The 15,037-nt window shown below is 66.2% G+C and carries 14 protein-coding genes and 1 tRNA gene; 7 read left to right on the top strand and 8 right to left on the bottom strand.

Annotated elements, in window-relative coordinates; all coding sequences use genetic code 11:
- Window positions 1–19: 19 nt before the first annotated feature.
- Window positions 20–1,153: a SpbR family protein gene (gene spbR, locus ACT53N_RS16815; RefSeq protein ID WP_476064957.1), complete on the bottom strand. Its 1,134-nt coding sequence runs from the start codon at window positions 1,151–1,153 to the stop codon at window positions 20–22.
- Window positions 1,154–1,306: 153 nt separating this feature from the next.
- Between spbR and ACT53N_RS16810 the strand changes: the two genes are divergently transcribed.
- The gene (locus tag ACT53N_RS16810; RefSeq protein WP_476064956.1) at window positions 1,307–3,100 is read left to right on the top strand and encodes an ATP-binding protein; all 1,794 of its coding nucleotides are present in this window, start codon (window positions 1,307–1,309) and stop codon (window positions 3,098–3,100) included.
- Between the two features lie 82 nt (window positions 3,101–3,182).
- Window positions 3,183–4,373 carry a CaiB/BaiF CoA transferase family protein gene (locus ACT53N_RS16805; RefSeq protein ID WP_476064955.1) on the top strand — a complete coding sequence of 397 codons (1,191 nt, stop codon included), beginning with the start codon at window positions 3,183–3,185 and terminating at the stop codon, window positions 4,371–4,373.
- Here the strand turns inward: ACT53N_RS16805 and ACT53N_RS16800 are convergent.
- Window positions 4,360–5,226 (bottom strand): transglycosylase SLT domain-containing protein, encoded by an 867-nt coding sequence (locus ACT53N_RS16800; protein ID WP_476064954.1) that lies wholly within the window; start codon window positions 5,224–5,226, stop codon window positions 4,360–4,362. The two genes, ACT53N_RS16805 and ACT53N_RS16800, sit on opposite strands and share 14 nt — an antisense overlap.
- Before the next feature lie 187 nt (window positions 5,227–5,413).
- Between ACT53N_RS16800 and ACT53N_RS16795 the strand changes: the two genes are divergently transcribed.
- Window positions 5,414–6,133: an energy transducer TonB family protein gene (locus ACT53N_RS16795; protein ID WP_476064953.1), complete on the top strand. Its 720-nt coding sequence runs from the start codon at window positions 5,414–5,416 to the stop codon at window positions 6,131–6,133.
- 85 nt (window positions 6,134–6,218) lie between these two features.
- On the opposite strand, the gene ACT53N_RS16790 is transcribed toward ACT53N_RS16795, so the two are convergent.
- A complete protein-coding gene (locus ACT53N_RS16790; RefSeq protein WP_476064952.1) occupies window positions 6,219–7,382 on the bottom strand; it encodes an acyl-CoA dehydrogenase family protein in 1,164 nt (387 codons plus the stop codon).
- Between the two features lie 36 nt (window positions 7,383–7,418).
- Window positions 7,419–8,432 carry an NAD(P)/FAD-dependent oxidoreductase gene (locus ACT53N_RS16785; RefSeq protein WP_476064951.1) on the bottom strand — a complete coding sequence of 338 codons (1,014 nt, stop codon included), beginning with the start codon at window positions 8,430–8,432 and terminating at the stop codon, window positions 7,419–7,421.
- Window positions 8,433–8,644: 212 nt separating this feature from the next.
- On the opposite strand from ACT53N_RS16785, the gene ACT53N_RS16780 reads away from it, so the two are divergent.
- The 4 genes from ACT53N_RS16780 (at window position 8,645) to ACT53N_RS16765 (ending at window position 12,410) form a co-directional block, all read left to right on the top strand.
- Window positions 8,645–9,052: a helix-turn-helix domain-containing protein gene (locus ACT53N_RS16780; protein ID WP_310212578.1), complete on the top strand. Its 408-nt coding sequence runs from the start codon at window positions 8,645–8,647 to the stop codon at window positions 9,050–9,052.
- A 300-nt stretch (window positions 9,053–9,352) separates the two neighbouring features.
- Window positions 9,353–9,631, top strand: coding sequence for an HU family DNA-binding protein (locus tag ACT53N_RS16775; protein WP_310212580.1), 279 nt, complete (start codon window positions 9,353–9,355; stop codon window positions 9,629–9,631).
- Window positions 9,632–9,762: 131 nt separating this feature from the next.
- The gene (locus ACT53N_RS16770) at window positions 9,763–10,983 is read left to right on the top strand and encodes a putative DNA modification/repair radical SAM protein (protein ID WP_476064950.1); all 1,221 of its coding nucleotides are present in this window, start codon (window positions 9,763–9,765) and stop codon (window positions 10,981–10,983) included.
- Entirely contained in the window at window positions 10,983–12,410 is a 1,428-nt protein-coding gene (locus ACT53N_RS16765) for a UdgX family uracil-DNA binding protein (protein WP_476064949.1), read from the top strand. The genes ACT53N_RS16770 and ACT53N_RS16765 overlap by 1 nt, the downstream gene beginning before the upstream one ends.
- 240 nt (window positions 12,411–12,650) lie before the next feature.
- Here the strand turns inward: ACT53N_RS16765 and ACT53N_RS16760 are convergent.
- The 4 genes from ACT53N_RS16760 to ACT53N_RS16745 form a co-directional block, all read right to left on the bottom strand.
- Window positions 12,651–12,727, bottom strand: a tRNA-His gene (locus tag ACT53N_RS16760).
- Between the two features lie 128 nt (window positions 12,728–12,855).
- A complete protein-coding gene (locus ACT53N_RS16755) occupies window positions 12,856–13,587 on the bottom strand; it encodes an energy transducer TonB (protein WP_476064948.1) in 732 nt (243 codons plus the stop codon).
- 10 nt (window positions 13,588–13,597) lie between these two features.
- Complete coding sequence (locus tag ACT53N_RS16750; RefSeq protein ID WP_062094562.1) at window positions 13,598–14,032, bottom strand: biopolymer transporter ExbD; 435 nt, start codon at window positions 14,030–14,032, stop codon at window positions 13,598–13,600.
- A gap of 5 nt (window positions 14,033–14,037) precedes the next feature.
- Window positions 14,038–14,952, bottom strand: coding sequence for a MotA/TolQ/ExbB proton channel family protein (locus tag ACT53N_RS16745; RefSeq protein WP_096051983.1), 915 nt, complete (start codon window positions 14,950–14,952; stop codon window positions 14,038–14,040).
- Window positions 14,953–15,037 lie beyond the last annotated feature (85 nt).

Raw genomic sequence — 15,037 nt, 5'->3', positions numbered from 1 at the left:
ACTGTTAGGTTCCGCAGGGTCAGGCCGACTGGGCGCGGCGCTTGCTGGCGCTGCGGTCCATGCGCTCCAGTAGGTACTCGCTGTCCTCACGCGATGCGATGTGGGACGAAGTCAGGAAGCGCTGGATCATGTGCTCCTGGAAACGCTCGCGATCATTGGCCCGGCCGTCGAACTCAAGGCCATGAAAGGCGTCGACACCGGCTCGGAACGCCGAGTAGAGGCGCGAGGGCAAGCCCGCCCGTTCGCAGATCGCTTTCAAGCCAAGAGGGCCGGCGTCATGGATCATCAGCCATGTGCGGTGATGCGGTACGCCCGCCAGTTCCGCGACCGCCCACTCGAAGAAGGTCATGTGTCCATGCGCCAGCGCGCGCAGGATCAAGGACGGCGACAGGCGACCCATCTTGTTCAGGTGAGCGACAAACGCCTTGGGATCCGCCGCGCGGCCAGCCTGATCCACGAGATCAATCGTCGCGCGCTCTGTCGCGCCCAGGATCAGCTCCATCGTGCGCTCGGGCGACAGCGCGTGGCTGGTCAGGATATGATCGCGAAGCTGCTCGCCGACCATGTCGATTAGGCGCTCGGTGACCGCCAGCGGCAACGCCGACCGGTAGGCCACCGCCTGCAGCACCTGCTCGGACTTGGAGAACCGGTCGAGCGCCTTTTGCAGCGCGACTTCGGAAAAGCGCGCATTGTCGTTGGCGCAGACCGTCGCGACCACGTCCTCACCGCCCTGCTCGACCAGCAGCGTGGTGATCTTGCTTGAGAGCTTGGGACGCTTGGCGACCGCCATCTGACGCACCGCCCCCCCCACCTTCACGATCTCGGCGAGATCGGTGTCGGTGAAGACGGGTGAGAAGCTGATGATCGGCAGGCTGACGCTCTCGACATCGCGCGCAAGGCGGTTGGCGACATCCGGCGGCAGAGCCAAGGAGTTCTTCAGCGTCACAGCCATGGCGCGACGCACGAGCTCGGCGGCGTCGGCGGCCATGACGCGAAGAATGTCGTGCGCGATTTCGCGCTCCTCGTCAGTGAGGACGGAACGATCGATGCTGCGACAAAGCTTGTGCGCCGCCAGGGCGCGCTCATCGGGCGTCGCGCCCTTGACGAGCATGCGGATGTCGGAGTCGGTCAGTGCAGCGCGTGTGGTGGCCATGGTTCGCCCGCAGGGAGCTATGCGTAGAGTCGCATCTTCGGCGGTTAGGCTTAATGATTGTTTGCGCGATGAAGCTGTGGATTAACGATAACCCGTAACGGGCCGCAAACCACGCTCGACTAGGGTGTTTCCTCAACCGAGAGGAGCGCGACCTTGCTCGCCGAGCGCCGCCTAGCAGTAACGACGACGGACGGCGCCCAAGTGGTCAAGGCCCTGGACGCTCAAACAGCGCTGTTGCCTTACGCTCTGGCGGTTTTCGCGGTCAGCCTGCCGCTCTTCGTCTGGGTCGGATCGTTTGCCGCCAATCCGCTTTGGATGACCGCCAGCTTCGCGATCTTCGCGATCAACTGGGGCGCTTTCTATGCAGCGGTGAACTGGCTACGCGACGAACCGTCGCAAGATCTGGCGCGGCGCGCGCGCGTTCAGGTGCTTTGCGGCGTCCTCTGGGCGCTCGCCGTGGTCCAGATTTCGGCCTTTGCGCAAGCCGCCGGCCCAGCGCGCGAGACGCTGCTGCTTCTTGCGACGGCTGGAGCCGTGCTTTGCGCCTTCTTCGCCGCGTCCTACCTGCCAGGCCTCTTGATCATCGCGCCGCTCGCTGCAGCGGGTCCGCTGTGGGCGCAGTTTTCGCACGCCGACAGCCGTCAGGCCGGTGAGCTGACCTTTGGCGCCGCGGCCTTGGCGATGACGCTGGCGCTTATCCTCAACCGCATGTTCCGACGCCAACACGATCTTGCGATCGCCCACGAACAACTGGTCGACGAGCGTCTGCGGGTGCTGGACGAGGCCGAGCGCACGGCGCGCTCGAAGTCCGACATCGTCGCCACGCTGAGCCACGAGATTCGCAACGGCCTGACCGGCGTCACCCACGTGCTGGCCGCCGCCGCCGGCCGAGGCGGCCGCGCCGCGCCGTCACGCGAGCAGCTGAACGCGGCGCTGGACGCAGCGCAGGATCTGATCGCTGTCCTCAACGCGACCCTCGACTCCGAGACTGCGGAGTCGGGCCGACTGCAGGTCGACGCCCGTCCGTTCGATCCTGTTCGGCTGGTTCAGGACTTGGCCCTGCTGGACAAGCCGCATGCGGCGGCCAAGGGGCTGGAGCTCTCGGTGCACGTCGATCCGTTCCTGCGCGGCTCCGCCAAGGGCGCGGCGATCGCCGATGCGCTCCGCACGCGGCAGATCGTCTCGAACCTGTTGGGCAACGCCGTGAAGTACACCGTCCGCGGCCGAGTCGAGGTTCGGCTCGAGCTTCGCGACGACCTGATCGCCATCGAAGTGGCCGATACGGGTCCGGGACTGTCGCCCGACGAGATGGACCAGGCCTTCGAGCCTTTCCGGCGCGTCGAGCGCACCGGCGCCGGGGTCAATGGCGCTGGCCTTGGATTGTCGCTGTCGCGTCAGCTGGCGCGCCTCATGGGCGGCGCTCTGGACGCCCGCAGCGCCGTGGGCGTCGGTAGCTGCTTCACCCTGACCCTGCCGTTTGATCCCGCCGCTCAGGGCGAGCTTGAGGAAGAGCTCGAGACCGTGACCGTCGACGCCCCCGGCGCACCGCGCACGCTGCGCGTGCTGATCGCCGAGGATGATGCGCTGAACGCGGCGATGCTGCGCGCCGTTCTGGAGCAACTGGGTCATCAGGTGGTCCATGCCCAGAACGGTCGCCGCGCGGCCGATCTGGCAAAGATCGCCGAGTTCGACCTTCTGATGCTGGACCATCGCATGCCGGTGATGGATGGGCCTGCAGCCGCCGCGACCTTGCGTCAGGGCGAAGGCCCCAACCGCCTGACCCCGATCGTCGCGATTATCGACGGCGAGGCCGACGAAGCCGCCGAGTTCCTGGAGGCGGGAGCCGATATCGTGCTGCGCAAGCCTGTCAGCGTGGCCGGCGTGGCGCGCGCCCTCGCCGACGCCGCGGCCTTGGACCGCAACGACGCCGCCAAGGCTGCGGCTTAATCAACATACCGTAGGGTAAGCCTTCCCTCGAGGAAGACCCTCCCCCATCCTCCCAGGCAACGAAAACATATGGGAGGTGGCGATGCTGGAAGGCCTGCGCGTCGTTGAACTGGCGACCTACATCGCCGCCCCCGGCGCCGCCGGCGTCATGGCCGACTGGGGCGCGGACGTCATCAAGGTCGAGTCGCCCGAAGGCGATCCGATGCGACGGTTCTTCGACACCATCGGCTCAGACCAGGACGCCAACCCCGTCTTCGAGCTCGATAATCGCGGCAAACGGGCCGTCGTCCTGGACATCCGCAGCGATCTGGGCCGTGAAGCGCTAAAAGCGCTGGTCGCGACCGCAGACATCTTCCTGACCAACGTCAGGCCTGCGGCGCTGACCCGAGCGGGCCTGGACTACGAGGCGCTCAAGGCCGTCAATCCTCGCCTGATCTACTGCAGCCTGTCCGGCTACGGCCTCACAGGTCCGGACGCTGACAAGCCGGGCATGGATGTCGCCGCCTTCTGGTCGCGCGCCGGCGTCGGCGCGATCACCGCGCCCAAGGGCGCCGAACCTTTCCCCATCCGGACCGGCATGGGCGACCATGTGACCTCTCTGGCGACCGTGTCCGCGATCCTGGCGGCGGTTCACGAGCGCACGCGCACGGGCGTTGGTCGCCTTGTCGAGACCTCACTGCTGCGCACCGGCGTCTATGCGATCGGATCGGACATGGCGATCCAGCTGCGCTTTGGGAAACTGGCCTCGACGCGGGGGCGCCGCGAGGCCGTCCAGCCGCTTGCGAACTTCTACATGACCGCAGACGGCCGCTGGATCTGCTTGCTGCCTCGGCAGGGCTCGGTCGACTGGCCCAGGATCGCCGCAGCCGCTGGAAGGCCAGAGTTGGTGGACGATCCGCGCTTTGCGTCCGCCAAGGCGCGCCGGGAACATGGTCAAGCGCTGGTGGACATTCTGGACGAAGCTTTCGGCGCCATGACCTATGACGCCGCCGCCGCCGCGCTGGACGCCGGCGACATCACCTGGGCGCCCTATCAGACTCCTCGCGAGCTGGCGCTGGACGCGCAGGCCGAGGCGGCGGGGTGTTTCGTGGACACGCCGGACGGCGCAGGCGGAACCTTCAAGGCCCCGGCGGCGCCAGCGCGGTTCCCAGGAGCGCAGGACGGTCCACGTGGCCCCGCCCCCAAGCTGGGCGCAGATACGGCGGCTGTCTTCCGAGAGCTGGGCTGGTCCGAAGATCAGGTCGCGGCCCTGACCAGCGTCAGCGCTGCTTGACCTTATCGTTGGCCTCGGCCAGCACCCGCAGCATCTCAGCGGAGAACATCGAGCTGGCCAGGCGCTGACCCGCGCCCATGCCCGAACTGCTCGAGTCTCCGAACGGGCTCCCGATATCCTGCGAGCCGCGCAAGATTAGGTCCACGACCGCCTCCTGCTGGCGGATACGCTCCAGGCGGCGACCGCTGGCGTACTGGATGAAGCCCTGGTCGCCAGAGGCCTCGCGCGCCGGAGCGTCGGTGACGCGCGTCGCGCCGCCGGTCTTGGTCAGGTTGGCGTAGAGCTCACCGACGGTGGTCGGCCGCCCGTCACGGTAGAAGATCGAGCGGTTGGCCTGGGCCGCTTCCGGAAACATCGCGGCGGCGCTGGCGGTGGGCGAGACCGACGCGGCCTGGATCAGGCGCGCCGAGCCCTGCGGCCCCAGGAAGTGCGCGGCGTAGAGCTCCCCCGCCGTCGGCGTGCGTCCTACGCGGCCGCGCAGGTAAGAGGCGTGATCCGACGCCAGCTCGCCCGCCATCAGCGACGCCGCGTGCGGGTCCATCTTCAGGCCCAGCACCGCCTTTCGGGCTTCGTCGCCCTCGACCCGATAGCGGCCGTCCGCCCCTTGACTGATCAGGTCGGCGTAGCGCGCGTAGCCGTACTTGGAGCCGTGCTTTTTCAGCGTGGCCAGCCAGGTTTGGTCGACGAACTGGAAAAGGCCCGACGCAGACGAGGTCCGGGCCTTGGCGCCGGGGTTGAACCCGCTCTCACGCTTCGCTGTGCCCATCAGGAACGTGAAGTCGACCCCCGTCGCGTTCGACGCGCGCTGGATCGCCGACTCGACGACGTTGCGGAGGGAGTTCACGGCGGGCATGGCGTCAGGAGTCGCCGATCATGGTTAATCCCGGATTAACCACGTTCCCCACGAGGTGCGACCAGAGCGCACGCTGGGTTCTTACGCGCGTAAGACAAATTGGCCATCAGATTACGATTGTCAATTTACAGCAGCGCCACGCCGTGATGATCTGAGCCTACGGTCGTAATTTCTCATGGAGATCGACATGGCTCTGGCTCTGAACCCTAACGGCTCCGGCATACCGGGGCTGGAGGACACGCCGCGCCCGGCCAAGGCGCTGCTGGTGGGGCTCGGCGTTTCGGGCGCGCTACATGTGGCGCTGATCGGTTATCTTGCCTACCAAAAGTGGACGCAGCCGATGCCGACCATGGCGCCGGATACCGGCTTCGTCGTCGAGACCGTACCACTTGAGGCCAAGCCCCCTCCCCCGCCTCCACCGACAGACAAGCCGCCGCCGACGGTGAGCGCGCCGAAGCTCCATATCCCGGTTCCCACACTGTTCGAAACGCCGCCTCCGCTCCTCGCCGATCCCAGGACGGTGCCGGAGGGGCCGCCGGCTGCGGGCCCGATCACGACCCTGGCGCCCACGGTGACAACGGCGCCCTCACCGCCTCAGCCGCCGCCCAAACTGATCGTACGCGCCAATTGGCAGCGGATTCCCTCGGCCGATGAGATGGCCCGTTACTATCCCGAAAGCGCCCAGCGCCGAGGGCTCTCGGGCCAAGCGACGCTCAGCTGCACGGTCGCACTCAACGGAACGGTGCGCGATTGCGTGGTCGCGGCAGAGTCGCAAGCCGAGGAGGGCTTTGGGAACGCAGCGCTGAAGATTTCGCGGTTCTTCAAGATGAAGCCACAGACCGACAACGGCGAACCGGTAGACGGCGCGACCGTCCGCATCCCCATCCGCTTCAACGCGGGCGCCTGACAGCCCCATGACGCAGACGCCCAACCTCCGGCGCTGAAGCGGAGGCCGGGCCGCAAGCCTTCCTGCGGCCCGGCCGTCCTTTACGCTAGTAGCTCTTGGGCAGGCCGAGCACGCGTTCGGCGATGAAATTCAGGATCATCTCGCGGCTGACCGGCGCGATGCGGGCGATCATCGCCTCGCGGAAGTAGCGCTCCACGTCGTACTCCTTGGCGTAACCCATGCCGCCGTGCGCGAGCACCGAGGCCTCGCACGCATGGAACCCTGCCTCCGCGCCCAGGTACTTGGCGGCGTTGGCTTCCGCGCCGCACTCCTTGCCTTGGTCGTAGAGTGACGCGGCCTTGAAGGCCAACAGGTTGGCGGCCTCCAGCTCGGCCCACGACTTGGCCAGCGGATGGGCCACCCCCTGGTTCTGGCCGATCGGCCGGCCAAACACGATCCGTTCGTTGGCGTAGGTGGTCGCCTTGGCCAGCGCCGCGCGGCCCAGGCCAATGGCTTCGACGGCGAACAGCACCCGTTCGGGATTGAGACCGTGCAGCAGGTACTGGAAGCCCTTGCCCTCCTCGCCGACCAGATCCTGCGCCGGGACGAACAGGTCCTCGATAAAGAGCATGTTACATTCGACAGCCTTGCGGCCCATCTTCGGGATCGGCTTGGCCTCGATCTTCTCGCGGTCGGTATAGAACAGCGACAGGCCCTGGTGCGGCTTGGCGCACTGATCCTTGGGCGTCGTCCGCGCGATGATCAGGATCTTGTTGGCGCGCTGGGCACCGGTCGTCCAGATCTTGCGGCCGTTCAGGCGGTAGCCGCCGTCGACCTTCTCGGCCCGGGTCTCCAGGCTCGAGGTGTCGAGGCCGGAGTTCGGCTCGGTCACGGCGAAGCACATCTTGTCCTCGCCCGAAATGATCCGGGGCAGCAGGCGGTTGCGTTGCTCGTCTGAGCCGAACTTCACCAGCGGCATCGGGCCGAAGATGTTGAGGTGGATCGCCGAGGCGCCCGAGAAGCCCGCTCCAGACTGGGCCACCGTCTGCATCATCACCGCCGCCTCGGTCAGGCCCAGGCCTGCGCCGCCGACGCTTTCGGGCATGGCCACGCCCAGCCAGCCGCCTTCGGCAATAGCGGCGACGAACGCCTCGGGGAACTCACCCGTCTCATCGGTGCGACGCCAGTATTCGTCATCGAACGCGGCGCAAACCTTGGCCACGCCTTCGCGGATGGCCTCCTGTTCCTCGGTCAACCAGAATCCGGACATAGGCCAACTCCCCTGCGTGTTCTTCTTGCTTTAGGTCTAAGGCTTCTCGAAACGCCTTGCGTCCATCGCCGCAGCGTCCTGGCCCAGGTTATCGCCTGTCAGATACGCCGCGACCATGTCGGCGACAAGCGGCGCGAACAGCCAGCCGTTCCGCCGCGCGCCGACTGCGAGCAGTACACCGGGAGCTTGGCTCCAGCCAACGAGAGGCAGTCCATCTGGGGTGGTCACCCGGACGCCGACCTCGACCTCGGCCCGATCCAGATCGAGATCTGGGCGAAGCGCTGCGGCGGCGGCGCGAAGAGCCTGGGTCGCCGCGGGGTCGGGCGCTAGGTCGTCCCGTCCATGCTCCATCGTCGCCCCGATCGCCAGGGCCGCGCCGCCCGGCGCGAGGTAGACACCTTCGCCCCGCACCACGGGAGCCTCATCGTCGCCATGCGCGGGCAGGCGCAGGATCTGGCCCTTGATCGGCGTCAGAGCCCGGGTCTCTGGCGCGATGTTCCCGTTGCGCACGCCGGGCCCGGTGGCCAGCACCAAGGCCTCAAACGCCTCGCGCCGACCGTCGGCCAGCGTGACGAAGCCAGGCTCGACCGCCTCGACAGCGACCGGCTGGAATGTAGCGCCGGCCTTGCGAGCGGCCTCCTGCAGCGCCTCAAGCGTCTGACGCGCGTCGATCCGCCAATCCTCATCAATTGAGCCGCCGGCTGGCGCCCCCAGGGCGTCAAGGCGCGCCTCAACCTCGCGTCTCCAGGCCGCCGCGCCTTCGATCCGGACACCGCTGCGAACCAGCCTCACGCCCAGCGCCGCCGCAAAGTCCGGCCACAGGTTTCGCGCGCGCCTCATCATATCCAGGTGGTCGCGGGAGATGGGATCGAACAGCGCCTCGCTGATCGGGGCCAGCATGCCAGCCGCGACGGCTGAGGCGTTCACGTGACCAAGAGACGGGTCAAAGACCGTGACTTGGAACCCCAGGCGCGCCAACCGTAGGGTCACGGCGGATCCCAAGGCCCCGGCTCCCGCCACGGCGACGCGCGCGCCTGATCGAAGTTTCATGGCGCGCCAGACACCTTCAGCGGCGCCCGGCGTCAAGTCCCTAACGACGTGTAAGATCTAGAAATCAACCATAAGGATAAACCATACGACGCGACACTTCAGCGCGAAGACCCGTTCCGTGCATGGCCGCGCGTGACGAGACCGCCAAGCTCGGTCTATATCCGTTAAGACTACAGTCAGCCGTTTAGCGGTGTTGGAGGGAATAGAGGCGGATGAACGATCGACCCGCAGCCGAACAGGCCCATCCTGTTGATCTCTATGTCGGGGCCCGGCTGAGAATTCGTCGCAAGATGATGGGTCTCAGCCAGACCCAAGTCGCCGATGCGCTCGGCATCACCTTTCAGCAAATCCAGAAGTACGAGCGCGGCGCCAACCGCATCAGCGCCAGCAAGCTCTATGACGCCGCCAAACTGCTTCAGGCGCCGGTCTCCTACTTCTTCGAAGGCCTCAACGAGACGGACGGCGGCGTCGACGACGGGTTCGCCCAGCGTATGACCGAGTTCGTGTCAACGCCCGAGGGCCTGGAGCTCGCCAGCCTGTTTCCGCGCCTCGCCGACCGTCGCCTTCGTCGGCGGGTGGTGGACCTGGTTCGGGCGATGGTGGACGACGACGCCCCATAGGGCGTTTCGCTTCCACACCGCCGCCGACCGCTTCAGACCCCGCTACTGCGGGGTCTTTTGCTTTGGCCCCGGCGAAAGAATCGGCGGGCCGGCTCTGCGAGATTGAGCCCGTTTTTTGCAGTGCAGCAGGCGGTTCAGGCTCGCCAAGAGCATTCACTGGGCCGCCTGATCGAAAAAAAGCCCGCCGCATGGGCGTTTTGTCCCCGTGAATCGACGTTTTAACCTTTCCTAACGGGTGACAAACGCGATCCGCGTCGTCAGGCTCGAACTTCCCTGATTCACAGGAATGAGCTTGAGAAGATGAACGTTTCCGATCTGGTCGACGCTGCTGTCGCCGCCGACGAAAAACTGACGAAGACCCAGGCCAAGGCCATCATCGACGGCGTCTTCAAGTCGATCTCCGACGCCGCCGTGAAGGGCGAAGAAGTCTCGATCCCGGGCTTCGGCAAGTTCAAGGTCCAGGCCAAGCCGGCCCGCACCGGTCGCAACCCGGCCACCGGCGCGACCATCGAGATCGCCGCCAGCAAGAAGGTCGCCTTCACGCCGGCCAAGCAACTGAAGGACGCCGTCAACGGCTAAGCCTTTCGGTGGGGAGCAGGCGCCTCGGGCTGTCTGCTCTTCGCTGTTGCTTTGGGGTGCGACGTTCAGCCTAGTGCGAACGTTGCACCCTCGGGCTTTTAAGAACAAATCAGGAACGATACCATGTCCGCATGGCCGTTCTCGATCTCAGGCGCAAGCTCGCCATTCTCTCGGACGCTGCGAAGTACGACGCCTCTTGCGCGTCCTCAGGCGCGGCGAAACGCACCTCTCTCGATGGCAAGGGCGTGGGCTCAACCGAAGGCATGGGCATCTGCCACGCCTATGCGCCGGACGGGCGCTGCATCAGCCTGCTCAAGATCCTGCTGACCAACTTCTGCATCTACGACTGCGCCTATTGCATCAATCGGGTGTCGTCGAACACGCCCCGGGCGCGCTTCTCGGTGAAGGAGGTCGTCGACCTCACCCTCAACTTCTACAAGCGCAACTACATCGAGGGCCTGTTTCTATCGTCCGGGGTCATCCGCTCCGGCGACTACACGATGGAAGAGATGGTTCGAGTGGCCAAGTCGCTGCGTCTGGATCACGACTTCCGCGGCTATATCCACCTCAAGCTGATCCCCGAAGCCTCGCCCGAGCTGGCGGCCGAGGCGGGCCTTTATGCCGACCGGGTCTCGATCAATATCGAGCTTCCGCGTGACGACAGCTTGAAGTCGCTGGCGCCTGAAAAGGACCCTACTGACATCAAGCGGGCGATGGGACGCATGCGCCTGGCCATCGACGATCACGCCGAGCCTGCGCGTCGATCGGGGCGGCGCGCCTTCGCCCGTAGCCAATCCACGCAACTGATCGTCGGTGCGGACCAGGCCAAGGATGGCGACATCCTGGCCCGCAGCGCCAATCTCTACGGCGCTTATCGTCTGAGCCGCGTCTATTACTCGGCGTTCAGCCCGATCCCGGACGCCAGTCACCGGCTCCCGCTGGTGCGCCCGCCCCTGCTGCGAGAGCACCGCCTATACCAGGCCGATTGGCTGATGCGCTTCTATGGCTTTGCGCAGCCTGAGATCGTCGAACAGGGGCATGATCTGGATCTGTCCGTCGACCCCAAGACCGGCTGGGCGCTGCGGCACAGGGAGCAGTTCCCCGTCGACGTGCAAACCGCCGACCGGGAGACCCTGCTTCGTGTTCCGGGCCTGGGCGCCAAGGCCGTCGGACGGATTCTGGCGGCGCGGCGCCTCAGCCGGTTGACGCTCAATGATCTGAAGCGCGTGGGCGGGGTGGTGAAGCGCGCCAAGCCCTTCGTCATGACGGCCGACTGGCGGCCGGGCGCGTTGACCGATCGCGAAGACCTCAAGGCCGCGCTCACCGCGCCGACCCAATTGAGCCTGTTCTGATGCGCGTGGTTCGCTTGGGCTCTGAGATCGATTTCGAAGGCTGGCGCAAGGCCGCGCGTGTCTTGCGGGCCGAAGGCGCCGCGCCGGACTCGCTGGTCTGGACCGTGGAGAGAGACCTTTTTGAGCAGGACACGCCGATCACGCTGGCGACAGCGACGTTCACGACGCCCGCCGCTTTCCTGGATCTCGCCCGGCAGGTCGTCCTGAACCGATCATCCGATCGCTTCGCCCTGCTCTATCGGATCCTCTGGCGGCTGGAGCGCGAACCGGGGCTGATCAACAATCCGGCCGACCCGGACATGGCGCGTGCGCGCGATATGGCCAAGGCGGTGAGCCGCGCCGCCCACAAGATGAAGGCCTTTGTTCGATTTCGGTTGGTTGAGGGCGCGGAGACGGAGACCTACGCGGCCTGGTTCGAGCCCGCGCACCGCGTGACCGAGGCGACGGCGCCGTTCTTTGCGCGCCGTTTTTCAAACATGGACTGGACCATCCTGACTCCGGACGCTTGCGTGGCGTGGGACGGAGAACGCCTGACGGTCTCCGAAGGCGCCGATCCCGCCGACGCACCGTCCGAGGACGCTCAGGAGGAGCTTTGGCGAACCTACTACGCCTCAATCTTCAATCCCGCCCGCTTGAATCCTCGCCAGATGCGGCAGGAGATGCCCAAGCGGTATTGGCGCAACCTTCCTGAGGCGTCGCTCATTCCAGGGCTTATTGAAGCCGCCCAGCACCGCGCCACCGCCATGGTCGCGACACCGGCGCGCCCTCCCTCCGATCGCGTCTTGAAGGCCGCCCAGCGCCACGCCCGGGACGCTTCGTTCGGCGCTGGCGTTCCGACCCAGCTGGACGCTGTCCAAGCGGGCGTCAGCGTCTGCCGACGCTGTGAGCTCTGGCGAGACGCGACCCAAGGCGTTCCTGGAGAGGGCCCACCCAACGCGCCCTTGATGTTTGTCGGTGAGCAGCCAGGCGACCAGGAGGACCTCGCAGGCCGCCCGTTCGTGGGTCCTGCGGGAGAACTCTTCGATAACGCGCTGATCGAGGCCGGCGTGCCGCGCGAACGCGTCTACGTGACGAACGCCGTCAAGCACTTCAAGCACGAGCCCCGGGGCAAGCGCCGCCTCCACAAGACCCCAACGCAAGGCGAAGTCAGTGCTTGCCGGTGGTGGCTGGACGCCGAGCGGCGCCTAGTGCGCCCCCGCGTGACCGTCATGCTGGGCGCGACCGCCGCCTTTAGCGTGATGGGGCGAGCGACACGCGTCTTGGAGTCGCGGGGGCGGCCTCACACCCTGCCTGATCAAGGTCAGGGCTTGGTGACGTTCCACCCGGCCTACCTTCTACGCCTGTCGAACGCGTCCGCGCGGGCGACGGCCTATAGCGCCTTTGTGGAGGATCTGCAGCTGGCGGGTCGGCTCTCAGGCCTCATCTGACCGCGCCGCGGACGTGCCGAAGACCGTACGTCGCCGCGCGGCAGAGGTAGCCTCTCCAGCGCGCACTGACCACGTCCCTCTCGGCGCGCTCCTCACGCCTTGGCCCGAGGCGAACGGGCGACCCGACCTGCTTCTGCCCCCCCCCCATCAGACGGGAGCTTAGACCGGAGCGCGCTGCGGGCGAAGCCCAGCCAGAAACGAAAAAAGCCCGGCTAAGCCGGGCTTTTCAAGGACTTGCGATGGTACCAGCTCTCGGGCTCGAACCGAGGACCTCTAGATCCACAATCTAGCGCTCTAACCAACTGAGCTAAGCCGGCTCATCGCGAGGCGTTGTCTTTAGTGGGATCGATCGTCGGGATCAAGCACCGATCCCGATGTTTTGAACGGAAAACGCCCCGGAGCCGAAACTCCGGGGCGCTCCTTAGCTTTCGCTTTGGTCCAGGTCCTATTGCGGGACTTGGAACACCAGCGGGACGGTCACCTGGCCACCGTCGACGGGCGCGCCGTCGAGGGTCTTAGGCTTCATCCGGAACAGGCGCGACAAGCGGATAGCCGCATCGCCGAAGCCCATGTCCGCCGGCGATTCGGAAACCACCGAGCAGCCTTCCAGAGTGCCCTTGGCCGTCACGGTGCACGAGATCGTCGCACGACCACTGACTTCCATCCGCTGAGCGCGGTCCGGATAGTACCGAGCCATATCGTCGCCCGAAGGCTTACGGGCCCAGTCCGGACGCGTGATGACCGACGCACGAGCCGGCGGGTTCGAAGGAACCGGCGGCGTGGGCGAGATCACCGGCGGAGCCGTCTGTTCCACCCGCTTTTCAACGGGCGGGATCGGCAGCGGCGGCGGCGGCGTCACGTCCGGCGGCGGAGCCACCGGGGGACGCGGCTGAACCACGGCCGGAGGCGGCGGAGGTTCATTGGTCGGCGGCGGAGGCGGCGGAGGCGGCGGCGGCGGCGGCGGCGGCGGAGGCAGCTCCACAACCGTCGCGTCGTCCGAGTACTCCTGGAACACGGCTTCGAACTTTTGCTTCGCGAGGTACGCGAAGAGAAGCGCGTGCAGACCAACCACCACAGTCAGGGCGACGCCGAAAGGACCGAAGCCCTTCTTGCGACGCGGACCTTCCGACGTGAGCGGATCGTAGCGGCGATGCTCGGGCGTATTTTGATCAGCCATGCATCACCCCCTACTGACTATCATCCCGTCCAACGAGCGCCACGCTGTAGAAGCCGTTATCCTGGAGAGTGTTCATCACCTCCATGAAAGCCCCATAGCGAACCTTCTCGTCGGCCCGGATGAAAATGCGCTCCTTAGTCGGATCGCGACGACCCATGCTCTTGGTGATGTCATAGCCCAGCTCATCGATGCTGGTCTCGTTGTCACCAAGGTAGAGCTGCCCCGACTGTTTGATCGAGACGTAAACCGGCTTGGATGGTGGCGGCGATGATTTCGCCACCGCCGGCGGCAGGTTCACTTCGACCGACACGGAGGCCAGCGGAGCCGCCACCATGAAGATGATCAGGAGCACCAGCATAACGTCCACGAAGGGCGTAACGTTGATCTCGCTGTTCTGTTCGACGTTGAACCTGTCGCCCCCACCGCCTGAAAGTTTGGCGGCCATGGGTGTTACGCCCCCTTGTCGAGCTGGCGCGAGATGGCGTTCATCAGTTCAGCAACGAAACCTTCCGAACGCGTGCCGTAGGCCGAGATGCGGGTCTGGAAGTAGTTGTAGAAGATAACGGCCGGGATAGCGGCGAACAGACCGATACCGGTGGCGAGCAGGGCTTCAGCGATACCCGGCGCGACGACGGCGAGGTTGGTCGTGTTGGTGTTCGCGATGCCGATGAACGACGTCATGATGCCGTACACCGTACCGAACAGACCGATGAACGGACCACCCGAACCGACCGAGGCGAGGAACACCATGCCGCCCGACAGGCGCTTGGCCAGCGAAGCTTGAACGGCGTTGATGGCGTAGGTCGCGCGGCTCAGCGTCGAGTCGCGGTGCTCGCCGGCGACGGCCAGGCCGGCCTGACGCGACAGCTCAACTTCCTGCGAGGCGGCGGCGGCCATGTCGGCCATCGGGTTGCCTTCGAATTCTTCCGACGAGCTGATGCGCGCGATGTCGGCGATCGAGCGAGCGCCGCGGAAGGCTTCCAGGAACTTGTCCGATTGCTTGTTCAGCGCGGCGAACTCGAAAATCTTGGTGAGCAGCAGCACCCACGAGAAAACCGAGGCCAGGATCAGGCCGATCATGACGACCTTAACGACCACGCCGGCGGCCATGAACATGCCGACGGGGGTCAGCGAGTGGCTGGCCTTAGCCTCGCCGCCTTCTTCGGCGGGAGCGGCTTCCGGAGCCGGAGCAGCGGCGGCGGCGGCGTCCGCGGCCGGAGCGGCGGCGGCGTCGGTGGCCGGTTGAGCTTCAGCGGAGGCGGCGGCGGGAGCCGCAGCGTCTTGCGCAAAAGCCGGGGCGCTCGCCATCAGCGCCACGGCGCCGACGAGAGCGATGAGGGGGGTCTTCCGTTTAATGTCGAGCATCTGTCGCCAGTTCCTGATTGGTCTAGCACGTTTGGACCGAGGGTCGTCGCGCGAGAGCGTCTCCACCCTAACTCTGAATAGTCCG

The organism is Caulobacter sp. DMC95 (genome assembly GCF_056313785.1).
The sequence above is the reverse complement of the archived record's forward strand: the minus strand, read 5'-3'. Positions and strand labels throughout refer to the sequence as shown.

Bases quoted from the DNA above. Each gene is read 5' to 3' on its own strand.
- spbR (WP_476064957.1), bottom strand. From the start codon at position 1,153: ATGGCCACCACACGCGCTGCACTGACCGACTCCGACATCCGCATGCTC.
- ACT53N_RS16805 (WP_476064955.1), top strand. From the start codon at position 3,183: ATGCTGGAAGGCCTGCGCGTCGTTGAACTGGCGACCTACATCGCCGCC.
- ACT53N_RS16800 (WP_476064954.1), bottom strand. From the start codon at position 5,226: ATGCCCGCCGTGAACTCCCTCCGCAACGTCGTCGAGTCGGCGATCCAG.
- ACT53N_RS16795 (WP_476064953.1), top strand. From the start codon at position 5,414: ATGGCTCTGGCTCTGAACCCTAACGGCTCCGGCATACCGGGGCTGGAG.
- ACT53N_RS16790 (WP_476064952.1), bottom strand. From the start codon at position 7,382: ATGTCCGGATTCTGGTTGACCGAGGAACAGGAGGCCATCCGCGAAGGC.
- ACT53N_RS16785 (WP_476064951.1), bottom strand. From the start codon at position 8,432: ATGAAACTTCGATCAGGCGCGCGCGTCGCCGTGGCGGGAGCCGGGGCC.
- ACT53N_RS16780 (WP_310212578.1), top strand. From the start codon at position 8,645: ATGAACGATCGACCCGCAGCCGAACAGGCCCATCCTGTTGATCTCTAT.
- ACT53N_RS16775 (WP_310212580.1), top strand. From the start codon at position 9,353: ATGAACGTTTCCGATCTGGTCGACGCTGCTGTCGCCGCCGACGAAAAA.
- ACT53N_RS16770 (WP_476064950.1), top strand. From the start codon at position 9,763: ATGGCCGTTCTCGATCTCAGGCGCAAGCTCGCCATTCTCTCGGACGCT.
- ACT53N_RS16765 (WP_476064949.1), top strand. From the start codon at position 10,983: ATGCGCGTGGTTCGCTTGGGCTCTGAGATCGATTTCGAAGGCTGGCGC.
- ACT53N_RS16755 (WP_476064948.1), bottom strand. From the start codon at position 13,587: ATGGCTGATCAAAATACGCCCGAGCATCGCCGCTACGATCCGCTCACG.
- ACT53N_RS16750 (WP_062094562.1), bottom strand. From the start codon at position 14,032: ATGGCCGCCAAACTTTCAGGCGGTGGGGGCGACAGGTTCAACGTCGAA.
- ACT53N_RS16745 (WP_096051983.1), bottom strand. From the start codon at position 14,952: ATGCTCGACATTAAACGGAAGACCCCCCTCATCGCTCTCGTCGGCGCC.